Origin of the sequence: Xanthomarina sp., assembly GCF_035306605.1 — a bacterium.
Classification (GTDB): domain Bacteria; phylum Bacteroidota; class Bacteroidia; order Flavobacteriales; family Flavobacteriaceae; genus Xanthomarina.
This window is the reverse complement of the sequence record NZ_DATGNR010000012.1, coordinates 53,657-71,784: the sequence shown is the minus strand read 5'-3', so window position 1 is coordinate 71,784 and position 18,128 is coordinate 53,657. Positions and strand designations below refer to the sequence as shown.

At 32.8% G+C, this 18,128-nt stretch carries 16 protein-coding genes; 7 read left to right on the top strand and 9 right to left on the bottom strand.

All coding sequences use genetic code 11. From position 1 onward, the window contains the following. Positions 1-267 precede the first annotated feature (267 nt). The 4 genes from thrS to rplT all read left to right on the top strand — a co-directional run bounded on the left by thrS (position 268) and on the right by rplT (position 3,531). On the top strand, positions 268-2,205 hold the full coding sequence (gene thrS, locus VKY41_RS02065; RefSeq protein WP_500812773.1) for a threonine--tRNA ligase: 1,938 nt from the start codon (positions 268-270) through the stop codon (positions 2,203-2,205). Positions 2,206-2,236: 31 nt separating this feature from the next. Then, on the top strand, positions 2,237-2,791 hold the full coding sequence (gene infC / locus VKY41_RS02060) for a translation initiation factor IF-3 (RefSeq protein ID WP_500812775.1): 555 nt from the start codon (positions 2,237-2,239) through the stop codon (positions 2,789-2,791). Positions 2,792-2,845: 54 nt separating this feature from the next. After that, entirely contained in the window at positions 2,846-3,043 is a 198-nt protein-coding gene (gene rpmI, locus VKY41_RS02055; protein ID WP_500812772.1) for a 50S ribosomal protein L35, read from the top strand. A 143-nt stretch (positions 3,044-3,186) separates the two neighbouring features. Then, complete coding sequence (rplT, locus tag VKY41_RS02050) at positions 3,187-3,531, top strand: 50S ribosomal protein L20 (RefSeq protein WP_500812771.1); 345 nt, start codon at positions 3,187-3,189, stop codon at positions 3,529-3,531. Positions 3,532-3,982: 451 nt separating this feature from the next. Here rplT and VKY41_RS02045 read toward each other — a convergent pair whose 3' ends face one another. From VKY41_RS02045 to tgt, 8 genes are all read right to left on the bottom strand, one after another. Then, complete coding sequence (locus VKY41_RS02045; RefSeq protein WP_500812770.1) at positions 3,983-5,251, bottom strand: LamG-like jellyroll fold domain-containing protein; 1,269 nt, start codon at positions 5,249-5,251, stop codon at positions 3,983-3,985. Positions 5,252-5,703: 452 nt separating this feature from the next. After that, positions 5,704-6,888 (bottom strand): asparagine synthetase B, encoded by a 1,185-nt coding sequence (locus VKY41_RS02040; protein ID WP_500812774.1) that lies wholly within the window; start codon positions 6,886-6,888, stop codon positions 5,704-5,706. A 139-nt stretch (positions 6,889-7,027) separates the two neighbouring features. Then, entirely contained in the window at positions 7,028-8,047 is a 1,020-nt protein-coding gene (locus VKY41_RS02035; protein WP_500812769.1) for an AI-2E family transporter, read from the bottom strand. 31 nt (positions 8,048-8,078) lie between these two features. Beyond that, on the bottom strand, positions 8,079-9,617 hold the full coding sequence (dnaB, locus tag VKY41_RS02030) for a replicative DNA helicase (RefSeq protein ID WP_500812768.1): 1,539 nt from the start codon (positions 9,615-9,617) through the stop codon (positions 8,079-8,081). A gap of 167 nt (positions 9,618-9,784) precedes the next feature. Continuing rightward, positions 9,785-10,738, bottom strand: coding sequence for an acetyl-CoA carboxylase carboxyltransferase subunit alpha (locus VKY41_RS02025; RefSeq protein WP_500812767.1), 954 nt, complete (start codon positions 10,736-10,738; stop codon positions 9,785-9,787). 136 nt (positions 10,739-10,874) lie between these two features. Beyond that, positions 10,875-11,789, bottom strand: a complete 915-nt coding sequence (locus tag VKY41_RS02020; protein ID WP_500812766.1) for a DMT family transporter — start codon at positions 11,787-11,789, stop codon at positions 10,875-10,877. Further along, positions 11,776-12,852: an LptF/LptG family permease gene (locus VKY41_RS02015; RefSeq protein ID WP_500812765.1), complete on the bottom strand. Its 1,077-nt coding sequence runs from the start codon at positions 12,850-12,852 to the stop codon at positions 11,776-11,778. The genes VKY41_RS02020 and VKY41_RS02015 overlap by 14 nt, the downstream gene beginning before the upstream one ends. A gap of 92 nt (positions 12,853-12,944) precedes the next feature. Then, positions 12,945-14,075: a tRNA guanosine(34) transglycosylase Tgt gene (tgt, locus tag VKY41_RS02010; protein WP_500812764.1), complete on the bottom strand. Its 1,131-nt coding sequence runs from the start codon at positions 14,073-14,075 to the stop codon at positions 12,945-12,947. Positions 14,076-14,349: 274 nt separating this feature from the next. Here tgt and VKY41_RS02005 point away from each other — a divergent pair, with 274 nt between their 5' ends. The 3 genes from VKY41_RS02005 to VKY41_RS01995 all read left to right on the top strand — a co-directional run bounded on the left by VKY41_RS02005 (position 14,350) and on the right by VKY41_RS01995 (position 16,886). After that, positions 14,350-15,195: a transketolase gene (locus VKY41_RS02005; protein WP_500812763.1), complete on the top strand. Its 846-nt coding sequence runs from the start codon at positions 14,350-14,352 to the stop codon at positions 15,193-15,195. 101 nt (positions 15,196-15,296) lie between these two features. Continuing rightward, the gene (locus VKY41_RS02000) at positions 15,297-16,250 is read left to right on the top strand and encodes a transketolase family protein (protein WP_500812762.1); all 954 of its coding nucleotides are present in this window, start codon (positions 15,297-15,299) and stop codon (positions 16,248-16,250) included. 45 nt (positions 16,251-16,295) lie between these two features. Next, entirely contained in the window at positions 16,296-16,886 is a 591-nt protein-coding gene (locus VKY41_RS01995; protein ID WP_500812761.1) for a porin family protein, read from the top strand. Positions 16,887-16,962: 76 nt separating this feature from the next. Here the strand turns inward: VKY41_RS01995 and VKY41_RS01990 are convergent, their stop codons facing one another. Continuing rightward, positions 16,963-18,048 (bottom strand): FKBP-type peptidyl-prolyl cis-trans isomerase, encoded by a 1,086-nt coding sequence (locus VKY41_RS01990; protein WP_500812760.1) that lies wholly within the window; start codon positions 18,046-18,048, stop codon positions 16,963-16,965. Between the last annotated feature and the right edge of the window lie 80 nt (positions 18,049-18,128).

Here is an 18,128-nt window from a genome sequence, read left to right as displayed (position 1 = left end):
TTTGTAATACTATAATATAAGGATAGACTGAAAAAACCTCAAGGCTTTAGTCTTGAATAAAGGTAATCTTTATCAAAAAGAACTCCTATTATATATATAGCCCTTATAAAAAGAAGTTCCAAACTAAACCAAAACGGATTGGGAAGTCGCAGAAGATACAACTTCACTTTTTAATCATATAATATGTATAGAATTATTGAGCTATCATTGTATGTAAATTTTTATACTATTATCTTTGCTATCTTATTCTTAACATACATATATATAATGATACATATTACATTACCGGATGGTAGCATAAAGTCGTTCGAAAAAAACACGACTGCCATGGAAGTTGCTAAAAGCATTAGCGAAGGTTTTGCTAGAAATGTTATTTCAGCTAAATTTAACGAAACTGTTATTGAAACCTCTACTCCACTTACCACCGATGGATCATTAGTTCTATATACTTGGAACGACGACGATGGTAAAAAAGCATTTTGGCATTCGTCTGCACACATATTGGCACAAGCTATTGAAGAGTTGTATCCAAACGCCAAACTTTGGGTCGGTCCAGCAATTGAAAATGGGTTTTATTACGATATAGATCTAGGAGAAGATACTATTTCGGATAAAGATTTTAAACGCATTGAAGATAAAATGCTAGAAATAGCTCGTGGTAAACACGATTTTAAAATGCGTGAAGTTTCAAAATTGGAAGCACTATCCTATTATAAAGGAAAGAACAATTATAAACTTGATTTAATAGGAAATCTAGAAGACGGAACTATTACCTTTTGCGACCATTCGACATTTACCGACTTATGTCGTGGAGGGCATATCCCAAATACAGGAATAGTTAAAGCTGTAAAAATATTAAGTGTTGCTGGTGCATATTGGAAAGGAGATGAAAATAATAAACAGTTAACTCGTATCTACGGAATCTCATTTCCTAAACAAAAAGAGCTTACTGAATATTTAGAATTACTTGAAGAAGCTAAAAAAAGAGACCATAGAAAATTAGGAAAAGAATTAGAATTGTTTACCTTCTCACAAAAGGTTGGTCAAGGTTTACCACTTTGGTTACCTAAAGGGGCAGCTTTACGTGAACGCTTGGAAACCTTTTTAAAGAAGGCTCAGAAGAAGGCCGGTTACGAAATGGTGGTAACTCCACATATTGGTCAAAAGGAACTATATGTTACTTCTGGTCATTATGCAAAATATGGAGAAGACAGTTTTCAACCCATAAAAACTCCAAAGGAGGGTGAAGAGTTTTTATTAAAACCGATGAACTGTCCTCATCATTGTGAAATATACAACACTAGTCAGTGGTCTTATAAAGATTTACCTAAACGTTTTGCAGAATTTGGAACAGTTTATAGATACGAACAAAGTGGAGAGCTTCACGGTTTAACAAGAGTTAGAGGGTTTACACAAGACGATGCTCACATTTTCTGTACTCCAGATCAACTAGACAAAGAGTTTAAAGATGTAATCGACTTAGTGCTATATGTTTTTGGTTCTTTAGGTTTTGAAAACTTTACAGCCCAAGTATCCCTAAGAGATCCAGAAACTCCTGAAAAATACATAGGAAGTCTTGAAAATTGGGAAAAAGCAGAGCAAGCTATTATTAATGCCGCAAAGGACAAAAATTTAGATTACGTTATAGAAACTGGCGAAGCTGCTTTTTATGGTCCGAAATTGGACTTTATGGTTAAAGATGCATTGGGTAGACAATGGCAATTAGGAACTATTCAAGTTGACTACAATTTACCAGAACGTTTTGATTTAACCTATAAAGGAAGTGACAACGAGTTACACAGACCTGTCATGATCCATAGAGCTCCTTTTGGAAGTATGGAGCGTTTTATTGCAATTTTACTAGAGCATACTGCAGGAAATTTCCCACTATGGTTGATGCCTGAACAGGTTATTGTACTCTCAATTAGTGAAAAATATGAAAAATACGCGAAAAAAGTTTTTAATGTCTTAGAAAATAACGAAATTCGCGCCCTGATCGACAATAGAAATGAAACTATGGGTAAAAAGATTCGGGAAGCCGAAATGAAAAAAATCCCATATATGATTATTGTTGGTGAAAATGAGGAACAAGAAGATAAGATATCAGTTCGTCAACATGGTGGAGAAGATCTTGGCATGATTACTGTACAAGAATTAACCAACATAATTAATGTTGAAATACAAAAAACATTAAAAACATTTTAAAAGTAATAAGTTTAATTAAAAACATAAAGCCATAGCAATACGTAGAAGAAAACAAGTTTCGAGACGAGTAAGTCAAGAAGATCAGCACAGAATTAATTCTAAAATTAGGTCTGAAAATGTGCGCTTAGTAGGTGACAATATAGAAGTTGGAGTTTACCCAACTAAGGAAGCACTTGCCATAGCAGATGAACAAGGTTTAGATTTAGTAGAAATTTCGCCTAAAGCAGATCCCCCTGTTTGTAAAGTTATGGATTATAAGAAGTTTCTTTATGAACAAAAGAAACGTGAGAAAGTACTAAAATCTAAAGCTAGTAAAGTTGTAGTTAAAGAAATTCGTTTTGGTCCTCAAACCGATGAACATGACTACGAGTTTAAAAAGAAACATGCAGAGAAGTTTTTAAAAGAAGGTGCAAAGCTTAAAGCTTTCGTATTCTTTAAAGGACGTTCTATTGTTTTTAAAGAACAAGGACAAATACTCCTTCTTAGATTAGCTCAAGATTTAGAAGACTTAGGTAAAGTAGAACAAATGCCTAAACTGGAAGGTAAACGTATGACTATGTTTATAGCTCCAAAAAAATCAAAATAATTCCTGATTTTCAGGTTGAAAATAATAAGTGAAATAATAAACTAGGAGAACAAGATGCCTAAAATGAAAACCAAATCTAGTGCTAAAAAACGTTTTAAATTAACGGGTACTGGTAAAATTAAAAGAAAACACGCCTTTAAGAGTCATATCTTAACAAAGAAATCTAAAAAGCGTAAGCTTGCCTTAACTAAAACAACTTTAGTACACAAGGCAGACGAGAATAATGTTAAAATCATGTTACGATTAAAGTAACATTGTTTTAACCGGTTAAACAAATTATAAACCCTGGAGTTGGGCCTCAAAAATTTTAAACTAACTAATGTTGGTTTTAAAATTTTGAATCAAAGTGTCAAAAAAAACAAATAGACCGCCCACTACAAAAAACAATTAAAATTATGCCAAGATCAGTAAATTCTGTAGCAAAAAGAGCCAGAAGAAAAAAGGTTCTAAAACAAGCAAAAGGTTACTTCGGACGTCGTAAAAACGTTTGGACAGTAGCAAAAAATGCGGTTGATAAAGCGATGCAATACTCGTACAGAGACCGTAGAAACAAAAAGAGAACATTCCGTGCTTTATGGATTACACGTATTAACGCTGGAGCCAGAGAACATGGATTATCTTATTCTCAGTTTATGGGGAAATTAAAAGCTAATGAAATTGAATTAAACCGTAAGGTTTTAGCAGATTTAGCTATGAATCACCCGGAAGCTTTTAAAGCAGTAATAGACAAAGTAAAATAAGGCGTTTCGCCTATTTGTATAACATATTTCACTTATAAAAAACCGACTCAAATTGAGTCGGTTTTTTTATTTAGAACCCTATGGTGCTATTTTATTAATTGCAAATTTAAACTCTTCTCATCAAATTAAGCAACCACCGTCCTTATTATAACGTCAAACTGATTATAAGAAACAAAACCTCTTATAACCCATTAGTCTCCGCTTGTTTTAGCTGCGTTACAATTTCACTCTCTTCAATTTAAGCAGCTCTATCTTAATCAAAACAAGAAAAAGCCTCTTCTGTTGTCATAAAACTATTAGTAATAATAATTTGAATCTTGTGTCGTATTTATCTTTTCTTGACAAACGTATTGGTTTCTTTTAAAAATAATCAATACAGATTTATTACACTTTAATACAAAAAAAAGGTCGCATTTCTGCGACCTTTTTATTACATATAAAATGTATTATTTTAGTTCTTAAGAACTCTTTTAGAAACTTCTCCTAATTCAGTTTTTAATTTTAAAATGTAAACGCCAGAATTAAGATGTGAAATATTTATTGAATTTGAGTTTTGATTACAAGAAGTATCCAATAAAACTCTTCCATTTAGGTCATAAACAGTTACAAGAACTTCAGTATCTAAGTTACTTGATAAATTAAGAATACCGTTTGTTGGGTTTGGATATACACGTAAAGCGCCTAACAAATCAAGTTCTTCTACTCCTAATGTTTCCACTACTTCAACTACAATTTCTACAAGCTCGCTCTCGCATCCATTATCATTAGTACTTGAAACCCAAAATGAAGTCACTCCTATTGTAGATGTATTTGGTGTTGGTGCTGTTTCAGAACCTACTCCATTTACATCAGTATACCACAGTAAACCTGTAGAACTTGAAGTAGCTGTTAAAGGTGAAGCAGTACTATTTTGCTCTAAAGTTATTTCTGTAGTTACTGTTGGTACATTTGGCGTAACCACTGGAGAACCATATAACCAGTTACTTGTTGATCCTGTTAAAGCAAAATTAGTTAATGTACCATCATAATTGTTTGATGTATTATCTATTAAACTTGTAAGACCTATATTATTTCCTGCAGGAAATCCTTGGTTAAATTTATAATAAGCTAACAAACCTGAAGCAACTGGATCTTGAGATGCAGTTATTTGAGTTTCACAAGAATTTTCTACTATTTGCTCAGGAGTTCTCGCGATATCCCAAACTTTAAGTTCTTCAATAGATCCACTAAAGTGAGAATTAGCATCCTTAGTAGCTCCTATTTGATATGGGTCAAAAGAATCATAGATAAAATAGCCTATTGACATTTCATGAGAAGCAATTTCTACACCATCTACATAAAGTTTTAAAGCAGCGTCATTATAGACAGCAGCTACATGATGCCAAGTATCTACGGATATTACACCTGCGTCTGATATTAATGTGTTATTCCCGCCTCCTAAGAACATTTGTAACGTATCATCAACAAGACCGAAGGTAAATTGTCTCACACCAGGACCACTATGATTACTTAAAATAGTTTGATTTCCGGTAGTTTTGGTTGTTTTAATCCAAGCTTCTACAGTAAGATAGTTACTATAAGACAAATCTCTTTCAAGACCATCAGCAATTAAAACATAGTCATCAATACCATCAAAATTTAGATGGGTTGCAGACGGTTGCGCGTAGGATGAAACTGACATTAATGATGCGGTAAATAAAGTAAGTAATTTTGTTTTCATAATAAATAAGGGTTTAGATTTCAAATTATTAAGTGCTAATTTTATAGCAAAAATAATTTATTTTTTAGGGGTGCAAAGGCCTGAAAAAAACCCAAAAACACAAATAGAACAAAAAAGTTTTTTTACTAAAGTATTTCCTTCTATTTCGGAGTTATTTTAATATAGACTCTGCTTTATTCAGGAGCGTTTAATCCTTCAACAAGTAGACACCCTTTGTATAAAATCCTATAGGTTTTACTTGATATAAAAACACTAATACTTGTTATTATTTAATTAATATTGTTTTTAAAGTAGGCAGATATAATTTATTCGAAACATTAAAAGTTAAGTACAACTTATGGTTTTCTTAAAAACGGTTATAATAAATTAAAATTTACTAGTAATCTATTATACTATCATTTTTAGAAAATGAAAAAACAAAGAATAAAATAAAGAGTAATAAATATTTTATTTTAAGTTTTTTGCTTCTTTTTTCGAGCTGCAGGAAATAACACGTTATTTAAAATAAGCCTATATCCTGGTGAGGTTGGATATAATTCTAGTTCAGTTTTTGGATCGCCTACCTTATGTGTATAGTCTTCCGGATCGTGACCTCCATAGAACGTAAAGAAGCCTTTACCCTTAATTCCATGTATGTATTTAGCTTCTCCATTCGTTTTATTTTCACCTAAAACTAACACATTCGATTTAATTTCCTCTCGAGTAAAAGCGGTTGTTTGTCCCATAAATCCTTTTACTAAGGCTGTATGATTTTGACACAACATGGTTGGAATTGGATCCCATTTAGCTGAAAAATCCATTAAAGTAAAATAGTCTGTCATTTTTGGAATTCTCCTTTTGGAAGTCATATCTATAGAGGAAAACTCATAAATAAGTGGATTTCTTTCTATAGTAAAATCTTTAAAAGCAAATGTTTTGTTAAAGTCGATTTTAGATTGATAATTGGCATCGCTTGGGTCTCCATCAAACATAGATTCACAAATATCTACTCCTTCCGCAGCCAATGCAATATCAAAACTATCTGTAGCACTACACATAGCAAACATAAAGCCTCCGCCAATCACATAGTCACGAATTTTTAAAGCTACAGCTAATTTTGCTTCGGAAACTTTTGAATATCCCAATTTAGCAGCTAATGCTTCTGCCGATTTCTTTTCTTCAATATACCAAGCAGCAGTTCTGTAATTAGCATAAAACTTCCCAAATTGTCCCGTAAAATCTTCATGATGTAAATGCAACCAATCGTAAAGAACTAAGGCATCGTTCAAAACTTCTTCATCGTAAATAATTTCGTATGGAATTTCGGCGTAGGTTAAAACCATAGTTACAGCATCGTCCCATGGTAATTTTCCTTTAGGTGAATAAACCGCAATTTTAGGAGCTTTTTCTAAAACTACAGCCTCCATATTTTTACTAGGACTGCTAATTTCCTCTAAAATGGCTTCTGTTTTGGCATTGGACAAGATTTCAAATGAAACACCTCTAATCTGGCATTCTCGTCTTATTTCTTCAGAATCCGGTAATAAAAAAGAGCCACCCTTATAATTTAAAAGCCATTTAACTTTTAGCTGTTTCTCAAGAGTCCAATAAGTCATTCCGTAGGCTTTCAGATGGTTTTTCTGATCTACGGCATTCATAGGAATAAGGATGTATGAGGCAAAACTATTTACCCAAAATAATAAACTAATTATTAATGCTAACTTTTTCACAGTTGAAATATAGTCAAAATAATCACGTTTAAATTGGATTTAAACAATTTTTAACCTCCTTGTTTTACTACTTATTTTCCGATAGAATGTTAGAAATAACTTTGGTTTCAGGAAATTGATCGAGGATGATTTTAACAAATACTGTTATTGGAATAGCCATAATTAATCCTGGGACTCCCCAAATAAAACCCCAAAGCATAAGCATTACCAAAACAGTTATGACGTTTAATGAGAAAGATTTTCCCATAAAAATAGGTTCTAAAATAGAGCCAAACAAAACTTGAACACCAGTTATAGAAAGGATAAAAAAGAATAAGATACTTGTTGGATCTAATTCTATAAATGCGAAAATTGCTAATAAAACCACCGTAATTATAGATCCTACCATTTGTACGAAATTTATAATAAAAGCGAATAAGCCCCAAAAAATAGGAAAACTGACATCAAAAAACAGACAAGCTAAACCTGTTCCAATTCCTGTTGCCAAACTAATAAAGAACTTAACTTTTATAAATTTTATTAGATCTTTTTCTATTTTGAAGAATGTTTTAACTGAAGTATGACGCTGTTTAAGTATAGTACTGTTTAATACTTTTTCAATATTGATAGATTCGGCCAACCATAAAACAACAAAAAATATTGTCATTAGAATCATAGTCAATGTCTTTCTAACAAAGTCTAAAGTTCCACCAATATTATCCTTTTGAATAAATTGTTGCCAAGTATTTTGGTTATTATCCAGCTCGAGTCCAAAAGTTTCTTGGCCAAATAAATATAAATTATTTATTTTCTCCTCGGCTTTTAAAAAAAACTCAGTATCTGAGTTTAAAATTTCCTTAGAAGATATTTGGATTAATTCTACACCTATTTTTACTCCTGCAGCAATCAATAATATAACCACCAATATACTAATAGGCTTTGGAATTTTCTTTTTACCTAACCATCGCATAATTGGTAAGAATAGCAACGCTATAAACATAGAAAACACCAAAGGAATAAATATAAACGAAAGTATTTTTAGTAAATAAAAAACTAACGGAATAACTATAACTAGCAATAATATGTTTGTGGTTCTTAACTTGTCCATAAGACTGAATAATTAAAACTAGGGCATTATATTAGAATGGTACGTCGTTATCATCTTCTGGGTCTCCAAAAGCATCACTGGCTGAAGGGAAATGTGTCGTTTTAAACGCATCGTCACTTGCCACCTCATTCATTTTTGAATGAAATTCCTGTCCAAATGGGGTATCGAAATCATCAAGATTATCAAATTTACCTAAATGTCCGATGAACTTCAATCGTATATTTTCTAATCCACCATTTCTGTGTTTAGCGATAATAAATTCGGCTTGACCTTCGGTTGGTGTTCTTTCGTCATCATCCCATTCATCAATTTTATAATATTCTGGTCTATAAATAAAGGATACAATATCTGCATCTTGCTCAATTGCTCCTGATTCACGAAGATCCGATAATAAAGGCCTTTTACTTCCTCCACGAGTTTCAACCGCACGGGATAATTGCGATAGAGCGATAACAGGTACACTTAATTCTTTAGCCAAAGCTTTAAGGTTACGAGAAATGGTTGAGATTTCCTGCTCCCTGTTTCCTCCCTTTTGACTACCTCCGGCAGTCATTAATTGTAAATAATCTATAATAATTAATTTAATACCATGCTGTGACGCTAATCGTCTAGCTTTTGCTCTTAAATCGAAAATAGAAAGAGAGGGAGTATCATCAATAAATAAAGGTGCTTTTTCAAGGCTTTTTACCTTCACATTTAATTGTTCCCATTCATGCTTTTCTAACTTACCCGTTCTCAGTTTTTCTGACGACAAACCTGTTTCACTAGAAATTAAACGCATAATTAATTGCACAGACGCCATCTCTAAAGAGAAAAAGGCGACTGGGATGTTTTGGGTAACAGCAATATTTCTTGCCATAGACAGTGTTAACGCCGTTTTACCCATACCTGGACGAGCAGCAACAATAATTAAATCACTCTCTTGCCATCCTGATGTTAACTTGTCTAATTTTGTAAAACCAGAAGGAATACCACTTAAACCTTCTTTATTAGAAATTTCTTCAATTTTCTTTTTTGCTTGGATAACTAGTTCCTGGGCTGTTTCACTCGATTTTTTAATATTTCCTTGGGTAACTTCGTATAATTTCGATTCTGCACGATCTAATAAATCAAAAACATCTTGAGTTTCATCGTATGCATCTTCAATAATTTCACTAGAGATTTTAATCAAACTTCGTTGAATAAATTTCTGTAATATAATACGTGCATGGAACTCGATATGGGCCGAAGAAGATACTTTTTGGGTTAATGAAATCAGGTAAAAATCACCTCCAACAAGGTCCAGCTTTGAGTTTTTCTTTAATTGACTAGAAACGGTTAATAAGTCAACAGGTTCGCTATTTTCGAATAATTGAAAAATGGCTTCAAAAATGTGCTGATGGGCTTCTTTATAGAATGCGTCGGCACTCAAAATATCAATTACCTCATCAACACCCTTTTTGTCAATCATCATCGCTCCAAGAACAACCTCCTCTAAATCAGTGGCTTGAGGCGGTATCTTTCCTCTTTCAAGACTAATAATAGTACTTTTATCTACTTGATATCCTTTTATTTGATTTGGTTGTTTCATATGTACGAAAGTAGCTAAATTGAAAAGATAAATGATGAAAAATCCTGTTAAGGTTGTTCACCATAAGTTAACAATTTAACTGTTAATAACTTAATTATATTGTTGATAAGCATAAAAAAAATCTGAAATAAGACATTTCAGATTTCAATTTATAGGATTGAGAAGTCTTAACCTTTAAAAACTCCTATTTCCAAATATTTTTCCATGCGTTTATTTACTAAATCTTTTGGTGATAAGTTTTTAAGCTCCTCATAAGTTTTAACAATAGCATTTTTTACAGCCAAATATGTATTCTCTCTATCGCTATGTGCTCCACCAAGTGGTTCTTTAATAATTTCGTCTACAATGCCTTGTTTCTTCATGTCTATTGCAGTCAATTTTAAAGCATCGGCAGCTTGTTCTTTATATTCCCAGCTTCTCCATAAGATAGATGAGCAAGATTCTGGTGAAATTACTGAGTACCATGTGTTCTCTAACATCATTACTTTATCTCCTACTCCAATTCCTAATGCTCCTCCAGAAGCACCTTCTCCAATAACTATGGTAATGATAGGCACTTTTAATCGAGTCATTTCAAGAATATTCCTTGCAATAGCTTCTCCTTGGCCACGTTCCTCAGCTTCTAAACCTGGGTAAGCTCCTGGTGTATCTAAAAAAGTTACCACTGGGATACCAAATTTTTCTGCAGATTTCATTAAACGTAAGGCTTTTCTATATCCTTCTGGATTAGCCATTCCAAAATTTCTATACTGTCTAGTTTTGGTGTTATATCCTTTTTGTTGACCAATAAACATATAGCTTTGGTCTCCAATTTTTCCTAAACCACCAATCATAGCTTTATCGTCTTTAAAGCCTCTATCTCCATGTAACTCCAGGAAACTGTCACCACATAAGGCGTGAATATAATCTAAGGTATATGGGCGACTTGGGTGGCGAGACATTTGCACACGCTGCCAAGGGGTTAGGTTTTTATATATTTCTTTCTTTGTGGCAATTAGTTTTTTTTCAATTTGCTTACAAGTTTCGGAAACATCTACTTCACTTTCTTCACCTATAAGTTCGCATTTTTGCAATTGTTCTTCAAGTTCTTTTATAGGGAGTTCAAAATCTAAATATTCCATTGAAAATTATAGTTTGTTTAATTAGCATACAAAATTACACAATTTATTTTGTTTTAATTTTAGAATCAAATCCAAATATTGGTGTAAATTTAGTCAAAAGGATTTAAATAGTTCTATCTGACTAATTTTAAAAATATTACTTCAAATTATCCCGAAGAAGTTTTTTTGCTTTTCTCTTTTTCTGATTTTTTAAAACTCCATTAAATAAAACTACACTTATAATAATTATAGCCCCTACATAGAAGGATGAGCTCATTATTTCATTTTCAGGAAAAAATATTAGCGCTAAAATTATACCATACACAGGTTCCAAATTATAAGTTAAAACCACTGTATAAGGGCTAATATATCTCATAACATAAACCGAAGCTATAAAAGCATAAGCTGTACACACCGAGGCTAAAATAAATAGATAGCCAAAATCTGAAGTGCTTAACACAAAAAATTCTTTGGTAAAACCATTTCCAAAAAACAGCATAAACAAACTTATAAAGAGTACACCACTTATAAACTCGTAAACGGAAATAACCGTTGCTGAGTGCTGTTCTAAAAACTTACCATTTAACACGGCGAAGGTAGACGACAAAAAGGCTGAAACGATTCCTAAAATAATCCCATTTAAATATTTAAACTCGCTATTCGTGATAACAATAACTCCGACGATTATAAGGAGACCAAATATAATTTCGTACCATATTATTTTTCGTTTATAAATAAATGGTTCTATTAAAGAAGCAAAAAAAGCTCCTGTAGAAAACATAGCAAGAGTAATAGAAATATTTGAAACTTTTATCGATTCAAAAAAGGTAATCCAATGTAAAGCAATAACAACGCCTGCCAGAGCTAATCTACCTACTGATTTTATTGGAATTCTGAGTTTGATTTTAGCTACTACAACAAAGCCTAGCATTAAAATGGTTGCCATAAGCATTCTGTACCAAACTAATGGAACGGCATCAATACTTATTAGTTCTCCTAATACAGCCGTAAATCCTGCAATAAACACCAACAGATGTAAGAGCAGGTAATTCTTTAACTTATCGTTTTGCATTGTAAAGTAAATAGGCTGCTAAAACACCAAAAACAGCATTTGGGAACCAAACAGCCACTAAGGGAGAAAAGTCCGATTGAGAGGCTAAAACACCAAATATTTTATCGAAAAACACAAAAACCATAGCAATACAAATCCCAAATGCTAGGTTCACTCCCATTCCACCTCTACGTTTTATGGAAGAAACAGCAACAGCTATTATCGTTAGAATAAACACAGAAACCGGCAAACTCCATTTACGGTATTTCACCAATTTGTACCTATTTATATATGAAGATCCTCTTTTTTCTTCTTTCTCAATAAATTTATTTAATTGGCCATAAGGCAAGGTTTCTGCAATGTAAACAACCGGCGTCAAATCCTCTAAATCGAAAGGAAAAATAGTGTCCTTCCTTCTTGCTATTTCAATAAGATCGTCTCTTTCTCCTATATAACGTTTTGTGTAGTTTACTAGTCTATAGGTAGAGTCTTTCTCAATGTACTTAATGGTATTGGCACTTATTTTATATGACATTTTATCGTCTTCAATATGCTCCAATGTAAAATCCCTTCCAAGTTTCTGCTTTACATCAAAACTACTTACGTAAATATAGTCGTGGTCATTAATTTGTCGATACACGTTCTGATTATCTAGTGCATCGTTCTTGTTTTTAAGGTATTTATAATTAAAATCGTTAAACCCATTACTAGCGTTTGGGGCTAAATACATTCCTAAAACCAAAGCTAAAATGGCAACTATGGTGGCGCCAATCATATAAGGTCTTAAAAATCGAGAAAATGAAACCCCCGAACTTAAAAAGGCAATAACTTCAGTATTATTAGCTAATTTGGAGGTAAACCAAATAACCGAAAGGAATAAAAATAGTGGGAATAATAAATGTGCGAAATAAATGGTAAAATCTAAGAAGTAAATCAGTACTTCTCCAAAAGGCACTTCATTTTCAAGTATTTTACCAATTTTCTCTGCTAAGTGAACAGTTATTCCAATAGGAATAAACAACAATAACATAATGAAAAATGTAAACAAATAACGCTTTAATATGTACCAATCAAGTATTTTCATCCTCTCCTAACCTCTCAAAAAGAAAGGTATTATTAGGTGTTTTTAAGTTATTATAATTTTAGAAAAACTTTCTCTCTATTTCACAAAATACATTAAAGTCTCTTATCCATTTGTTTCACCATCATATCTTTCCATGTTCTAAAATCTCCTGCTAATATATGTTTTCTAGCTTCACGAACCAACCACATATAGAACCCTAAGTTGTGTATAGTAGCAATTTGAGCTCCTAGTCTTTCATTTACAGTAAACAAATGTCGTAAATAAGCTTTAGTATAATCGGTATCAACAAATGTCATTGCAGATTCATCAATTGGTGAAAAATCTTCAGCCCACTTTAAGTTTTTAATATTTATGGTTCCATGAGCCGTAAAGAGCATACCATTTCTAGCGTTTCTAGTTGGCATTACGCAATCGAACATATCAACACCTAAGGCAATATTCTCTAGTATATTAATTGGTGTTCCTACGCCCATTAAATAACGAGGTTTATCTTCAGGTAAGATATTTGTCACCACTTCTGTCATAGCATACATTTCTTCAGCTGGCTCTCCAACAGATAAACCACCAATAGCATTTCCTGCTGCCCCTGCATTTGCAATATACTCAGCAGATTGCATCCTAAGGTCTTTATATGTACTTCCTTGAACTATGGGGAAGAATGTTTGATTATAACCATATTTCAAAGGTGTTTTCTCTAAGTGATTGATACATCTATCCAACCATCTATGTGTCATATGCATAGAGCGTTTAGCGTAATGGTAATCGCAAGGGTAAGGTGTACACTCATCGAAAGCCATAATTATATCCGCTCCAATAGTTCTTTGAATTTCCATAACATTTTCAGGAGTAAAGGTGTGATAACTTCCATCGATGTGTGATTTAAACTTCACTCCTTCTTCCTTAATTTTACGGTTAGATGAAAGTGAATACACTTGATAACCACCTGAATCGGTTAAAATATTTCTATCCCAATTCATGAATTTATGTAAACCTCCTGCCTTTTCAAGAATATCTGTTTGAGGTCTTAAATATAAATGATAGGTATTTCCTAAAATAATATCTGGGTTAATATCGTTTTTTAATTCACGTTGATGTACTCCTTTTACTGAAGCTACGGTTCCAACGGGCATAAAAATTGGTGTTTCTATTTTACCGTGATCGGTTGTTACTACTCCAGCTCTCGCACTAGACTGTGCGTCTTTTCCTTTTAATTCAAATGTCATATTCTTATTTCATCAAGTGGCAAATATAAATAACATAAGTGTATAGATTCTTAAACATTTAATAAAATTGATTCATATTAAAAATAAAATCCTTTCTTAACTTCACTACGACTACCTTATAACAATCAAATATGAGTAGATCCTTACAAACAACTTTAAAATAAAACTTAATTGTTAGCAAATGCACACAATTGGTTAATAAGTGCGCTACATCTCTTTTTGATTCCGTATATTAAAACTTTATTTTTGCAGGTATATAATTAACTATTTAAACATGTCAAACACACAAGAATTAAAAGATTTAACAACACAAGTACGTAGAGATATTTTACGTATGGTACACAAAGTAAACTCTGGTCATCCTGGAGGTTCCTTAGGTTGTGCTGAGTTTTTTGTAGCACTTTACCAAGAGATTATGGATAGAAACGAAGGTTTTGATATGGATGGAATGGGAGAAGATTTATTTTTCTTGTCCAACGGTCATATTTCTCCAGTTTTTTATAGTGTTTTAGCTAGATCTGGATATTTTCCTGTTGAAGAGCTAAACACCTTCCGTTTAATCAACTCGCGCTTACAAGGGCATCCAACAACACATGAAGACTTACCTGGAGTTAGAATTGCATCTGGTTCTTTAGGTCAAGGCATGTCCGTGGCTTTAGGAGCTGCACAAACTAAAAAACTAAATAACGACTCTCATTTAGTGTACAGTTTACATGGTGACGGAGAATTACAAGAAGGGCAAAACTGGGAAGCTATCATGTATGCAGCTGGAAATAAAGTTGACAACATTATTGCGACGATAGATTTAAACGGTCAACAAATTGACGGATCGACAGATGACGTACTTCCTATGGGAAGCGTAAAAGCAAAATTTGAAGCCTTTGATTGGACTGTTGTTGAAATTAATGAAGGGAACGATATAGAGGCTATTTTAAAAGGAATGGCCGAAGCAAAATCTAAAACAGGACAAGGAAAACCTGTTTGCGTTTTATTGAAAACAGTCATGGGGAATGGAGTTGATTTCATGATGCACACACATGCATGGCATGGAAAAGCACCAAACGACGAACAATTAGCAAGCGGATTAGCTCAGAATCCTGAAACTTTAGGAGACTACTAAACCTATTACGCCTCAATATTGAGTCAATATAAAAATGATTTACAAAATTTAATAAATATTACCTAAAAAAATCTCTTTATTAAAGAGATTTAGGGAAGCTTATGAAAACATACACAAACACAGGAAGTAAGGATACACGTTCAGGATTTGGAGATGGATTAACCGAACTTGGAAAAACTAATGAAAATGTAGTAGCACTATGTGCTGATTTAATTGGCTCTTTAAAGATGGACGATTTTAAAGCAAATCATCCAGAGCGCTTTTATCAAGTAGGAATTGCTGAAGCCAATATGATTGGTTTGGCCGCAGGAATGACTATAGGAGGAAAAATTCCATTTACAGGAACTTTTGCTAACTTTTCTACAGGTCGTGTTTACGATCAAATTCGTCAAAGTGTTGCCTATTCAAATAAAAACGTTAAAATTTGTGCATCACACGCAGGATTAACTTTAGGTGAAGATGGCGCTACACACCAAATACTTGAAGATATAGGTTTGATGAAAATGTTGCCAGGAATGACAGTAATCAACCCGTGCGATTATAACCAAACAAAAGCGGCCACTATAGCTATTGCTGAACACGAAGGTCCAGTTTATCTACGATTTGGAAGACCTAAAGTTGCAAACTTTACGCCTGAGAACCAGAAATTTGAAATAGGAAAAGCGCTTCATTTAGTTGATGGTACAGATGTAACCATTGTTGCAACAGGACATTTAGTTTGGGAAGCTCTTGAAGCATCAAAAGCCTTAAATGAAAAAGGAATTTCAGCTGAAGTAATAAACATTCACACCATAAAGCCATTAGATGATGCAGCTATTATCAAATCGGTTACAAAAACAGGATGTATTGTTACCGCTGAAGAACACAACGTTATTGGTGGACTAGGCGAAAGCGTTGCTAGAGTATTAGCAACTAACAAACCTACACCACAAGAATTTGTTGGGACCAATGATACTTTTGGTGAATCTGGAACTCCAGAACAACTAATGGAAAAATACGGTTTAAATAGTGCTGCCATTGTAAAAGCAGCTGAAGCAGTAATTAAAAGAAAATAATTACTAAACTATTTCGTTAAATAGGTTAACTCAAAATTGAAACTCATGAAAAATGCACTTTTTATAGGATTAGCATGCTTATTGTTTACTACATTTTCTCAAGCCCAAAATGCTATAGGTTTTGGATTTAAAGGTGGTATTAATTATAATGCTAATGGAGATTACTTTCAATCTATAGATAGTAATTCAGAAAATCCTGATAGAAATATTGGTTATCATTTTGGTGTTTTTGGTAAGCTTGGTGGAACTATTTTTGTTAAACCAGAACTTGTTTACACAAAAACTAAAAGTGATTATACAGCAGGAACTTTTGAAATGCAAAAATTAGATGCTCCTGTTTTAATTGGAGTTAAATTCTTAAAAATGTTGAATGTGTTTGCAGGACCGTCATTTCAATACATTTTAGACAGTGAGTTTGATGGCGTAAATGTAAAAGATATTAAAAATGATTTTACCGTAGGGTTAAATTTTGGAGTTGGTGTTAGCTTTAATAAAATAGGAATCGATTTAAGATATGAAAGAGGTTTAAACGAAAATGAAGCAACCTTCCTAAATGAAAATATTTCTCCTACAACACAAAGCAGAATTGACACAAGACCAGATCAACTTATTTTAAGCTTGTCGTTTATATTATAATCTAATTTATACAAGCATAAAAAAAAGCCACTTAAAACAATTTAAGTGGCTTTTTTTGTGTTTTAATACCTTATTCCTATCCAGGATATGTGCTATCTAAATAATCAGGCGTTCCATTACCATTAGAATCTGTGTATATGACAGTTTTTAAAGTAAAAGTTCCATCATTATTATCTATTATACTATATAACAACTCTCCAGGAGCCGCATTTTCATTAAAATATGCTTCAGCCGATTCATAGGTTGTAAACGGCTGCATATCTGAATTTTCAGTATACGTATTTTGCACAATTTCATCTTTAGTTAAAACGCCATCTCCATCGTCATCTATATCTAAAAAATCTGGTCTACCATCACCATCTGTATCATCATTAAAGTTATCTCCATCATTATTTATATCTTCTAAATAAGAAAACACGCCATCATTATCATGATCGAATAAGACTCTCTTTTCCGCTTGGAAAGCAAAAATTAAATTCGAATATGCTGGTATCGAACTTTGAGGCAAAGAAAAATAACCCAATCCTGAAGGAACAAACACAGCTCCAATACCGTGATTATGATGAGTAACAGTTCCGTCATTATTTGCAGTAAATCCTTCTCTTGCTTTAAACTCTATCATTCCCTCTTTAAACCCATCTACCACACCGAAAAGATTCCCTACTGTAGTTAAATGAAAAGGCACTCCAGAAACAGTACTATCAAAAAGAGAACCGTCTGTTAAATACCCTTTATAATTAGCAAAAACTTGGTCAACCGGATGAATATCTCCACCTAATCCTTCTCTAACCTTTAGAAAATATACTTTATAAGAAACACCTTCGGAGTCCTTTACTATTTTACTTTCAACTTGATCAATTAAAGGTGTTTTATCGCTATTTACTCCTGCTATAGTATCGAAAACTATTTCAAAACTATCGTTAGGGGTTACATTATAAGGAGAAACACTTAAATCACTATATGTTGGGTTATCCTGAAACTCTTCGTAATTATAAAAGTGTGTAGACAAATACTCTTCAATTTCAAGAATATTTTCATTATAAACTTCTTGACGATCCCTTACTGGAACTACATCAGGTTCATCACTATCGTCATCCTTTTTACACGACACGACAACTACTGAAAAACACAATATTGCTGTTATTAAATTTCTAAATTTCATTATTGCTACTTTTTTGAGGTGCAAGATACAATTTATTAATAATTTTGCACAAGAAGATTAACGTTGATTTAGATAAATAT

Excerpts from the sequence above, each read along its gene's own strand:
- thrS (WP_500812773.1), top strand. The coding sequence starts at position 268 with ATGATACATATTACATTACCGGATGGTAGCATAAAGTCGTTCGAAAAA.
- rpmI (WP_500812772.1), top strand. The coding sequence starts at position 2,846 with ATGCCTAAAATGAAAACCAAATCTAGTGCTAAAAAACGTTTTAAATTA.
- rplT (WP_500812771.1), top strand. The coding sequence starts at position 3,187 with ATGCCAAGATCAGTAAATTCTGTAGCAAAAAGAGCCAGAAGAAAAAAG.
- VKY41_RS02045 (WP_500812770.1), bottom strand. The coding sequence starts at position 5,251 with ATGAAAACAAAATTACTTACTTTATTTACCGCATCATTAATGTCAGTT.
- VKY41_RS02040 (WP_500812774.1), bottom strand. The coding sequence starts at position 6,888 with ATGAATGCCGTAGATCAGAAAAACCATCTGAAAGCCTACGGAATGACT.
- VKY41_RS02035 (WP_500812769.1), bottom strand. The coding sequence starts at position 8,047 with ATGGACAAGTTAAGAACCACAAACATATTATTGCTAGTTATAGTTATT.
- dnaB (WP_500812768.1), bottom strand. The coding sequence starts at position 9,617 with ATGAAACAACCAAATCAAATAAAAGGATATCAAGTAGATAAAAGTACT.
- VKY41_RS02025 (WP_500812767.1), bottom strand. The coding sequence starts at position 10,738 with ATGGAATATTTAGATTTTGAACTCCCTATAAAAGAACTTGAAGAACAA.
- VKY41_RS02020 (WP_500812766.1), bottom strand. The coding sequence starts at position 11,789 with ATGCAAAACGATAAGTTAAAGAATTACCTGCTCTTACATCTGTTGGTG.
- VKY41_RS02015 (WP_500812765.1), bottom strand. The coding sequence starts at position 12,852 with ATGAAAATACTTGATTGGTACATATTAAAGCGTTATTTGTTTACATTT.
- tgt (WP_500812764.1), bottom strand. The coding sequence starts at position 14,075 with ATGACATTTGAATTAAAAGGAAAAGACGCACAGTCTAGTGCGAGAGCT.
- VKY41_RS02005 (WP_500812763.1), top strand. The coding sequence starts at position 14,350 with ATGTCAAACACACAAGAATTAAAAGATTTAACAACACAAGTACGTAGA.
- VKY41_RS02000 (WP_500812762.1), top strand. The coding sequence starts at position 15,297 with ATGAAAACATACACAAACACAGGAAGTAAGGATACACGTTCAGGATTT.
- VKY41_RS01995 (WP_500812761.1), top strand. The coding sequence starts at position 16,296 with ATGAAAAATGCACTTTTTATAGGATTAGCATGCTTATTGTTTACTACA.
- VKY41_RS01990 (WP_500812760.1), bottom strand. The coding sequence starts at position 18,048 with ATGAAATTTAGAAATTTAATAACAGCAATATTGTGTTTTTCAGTAGTT.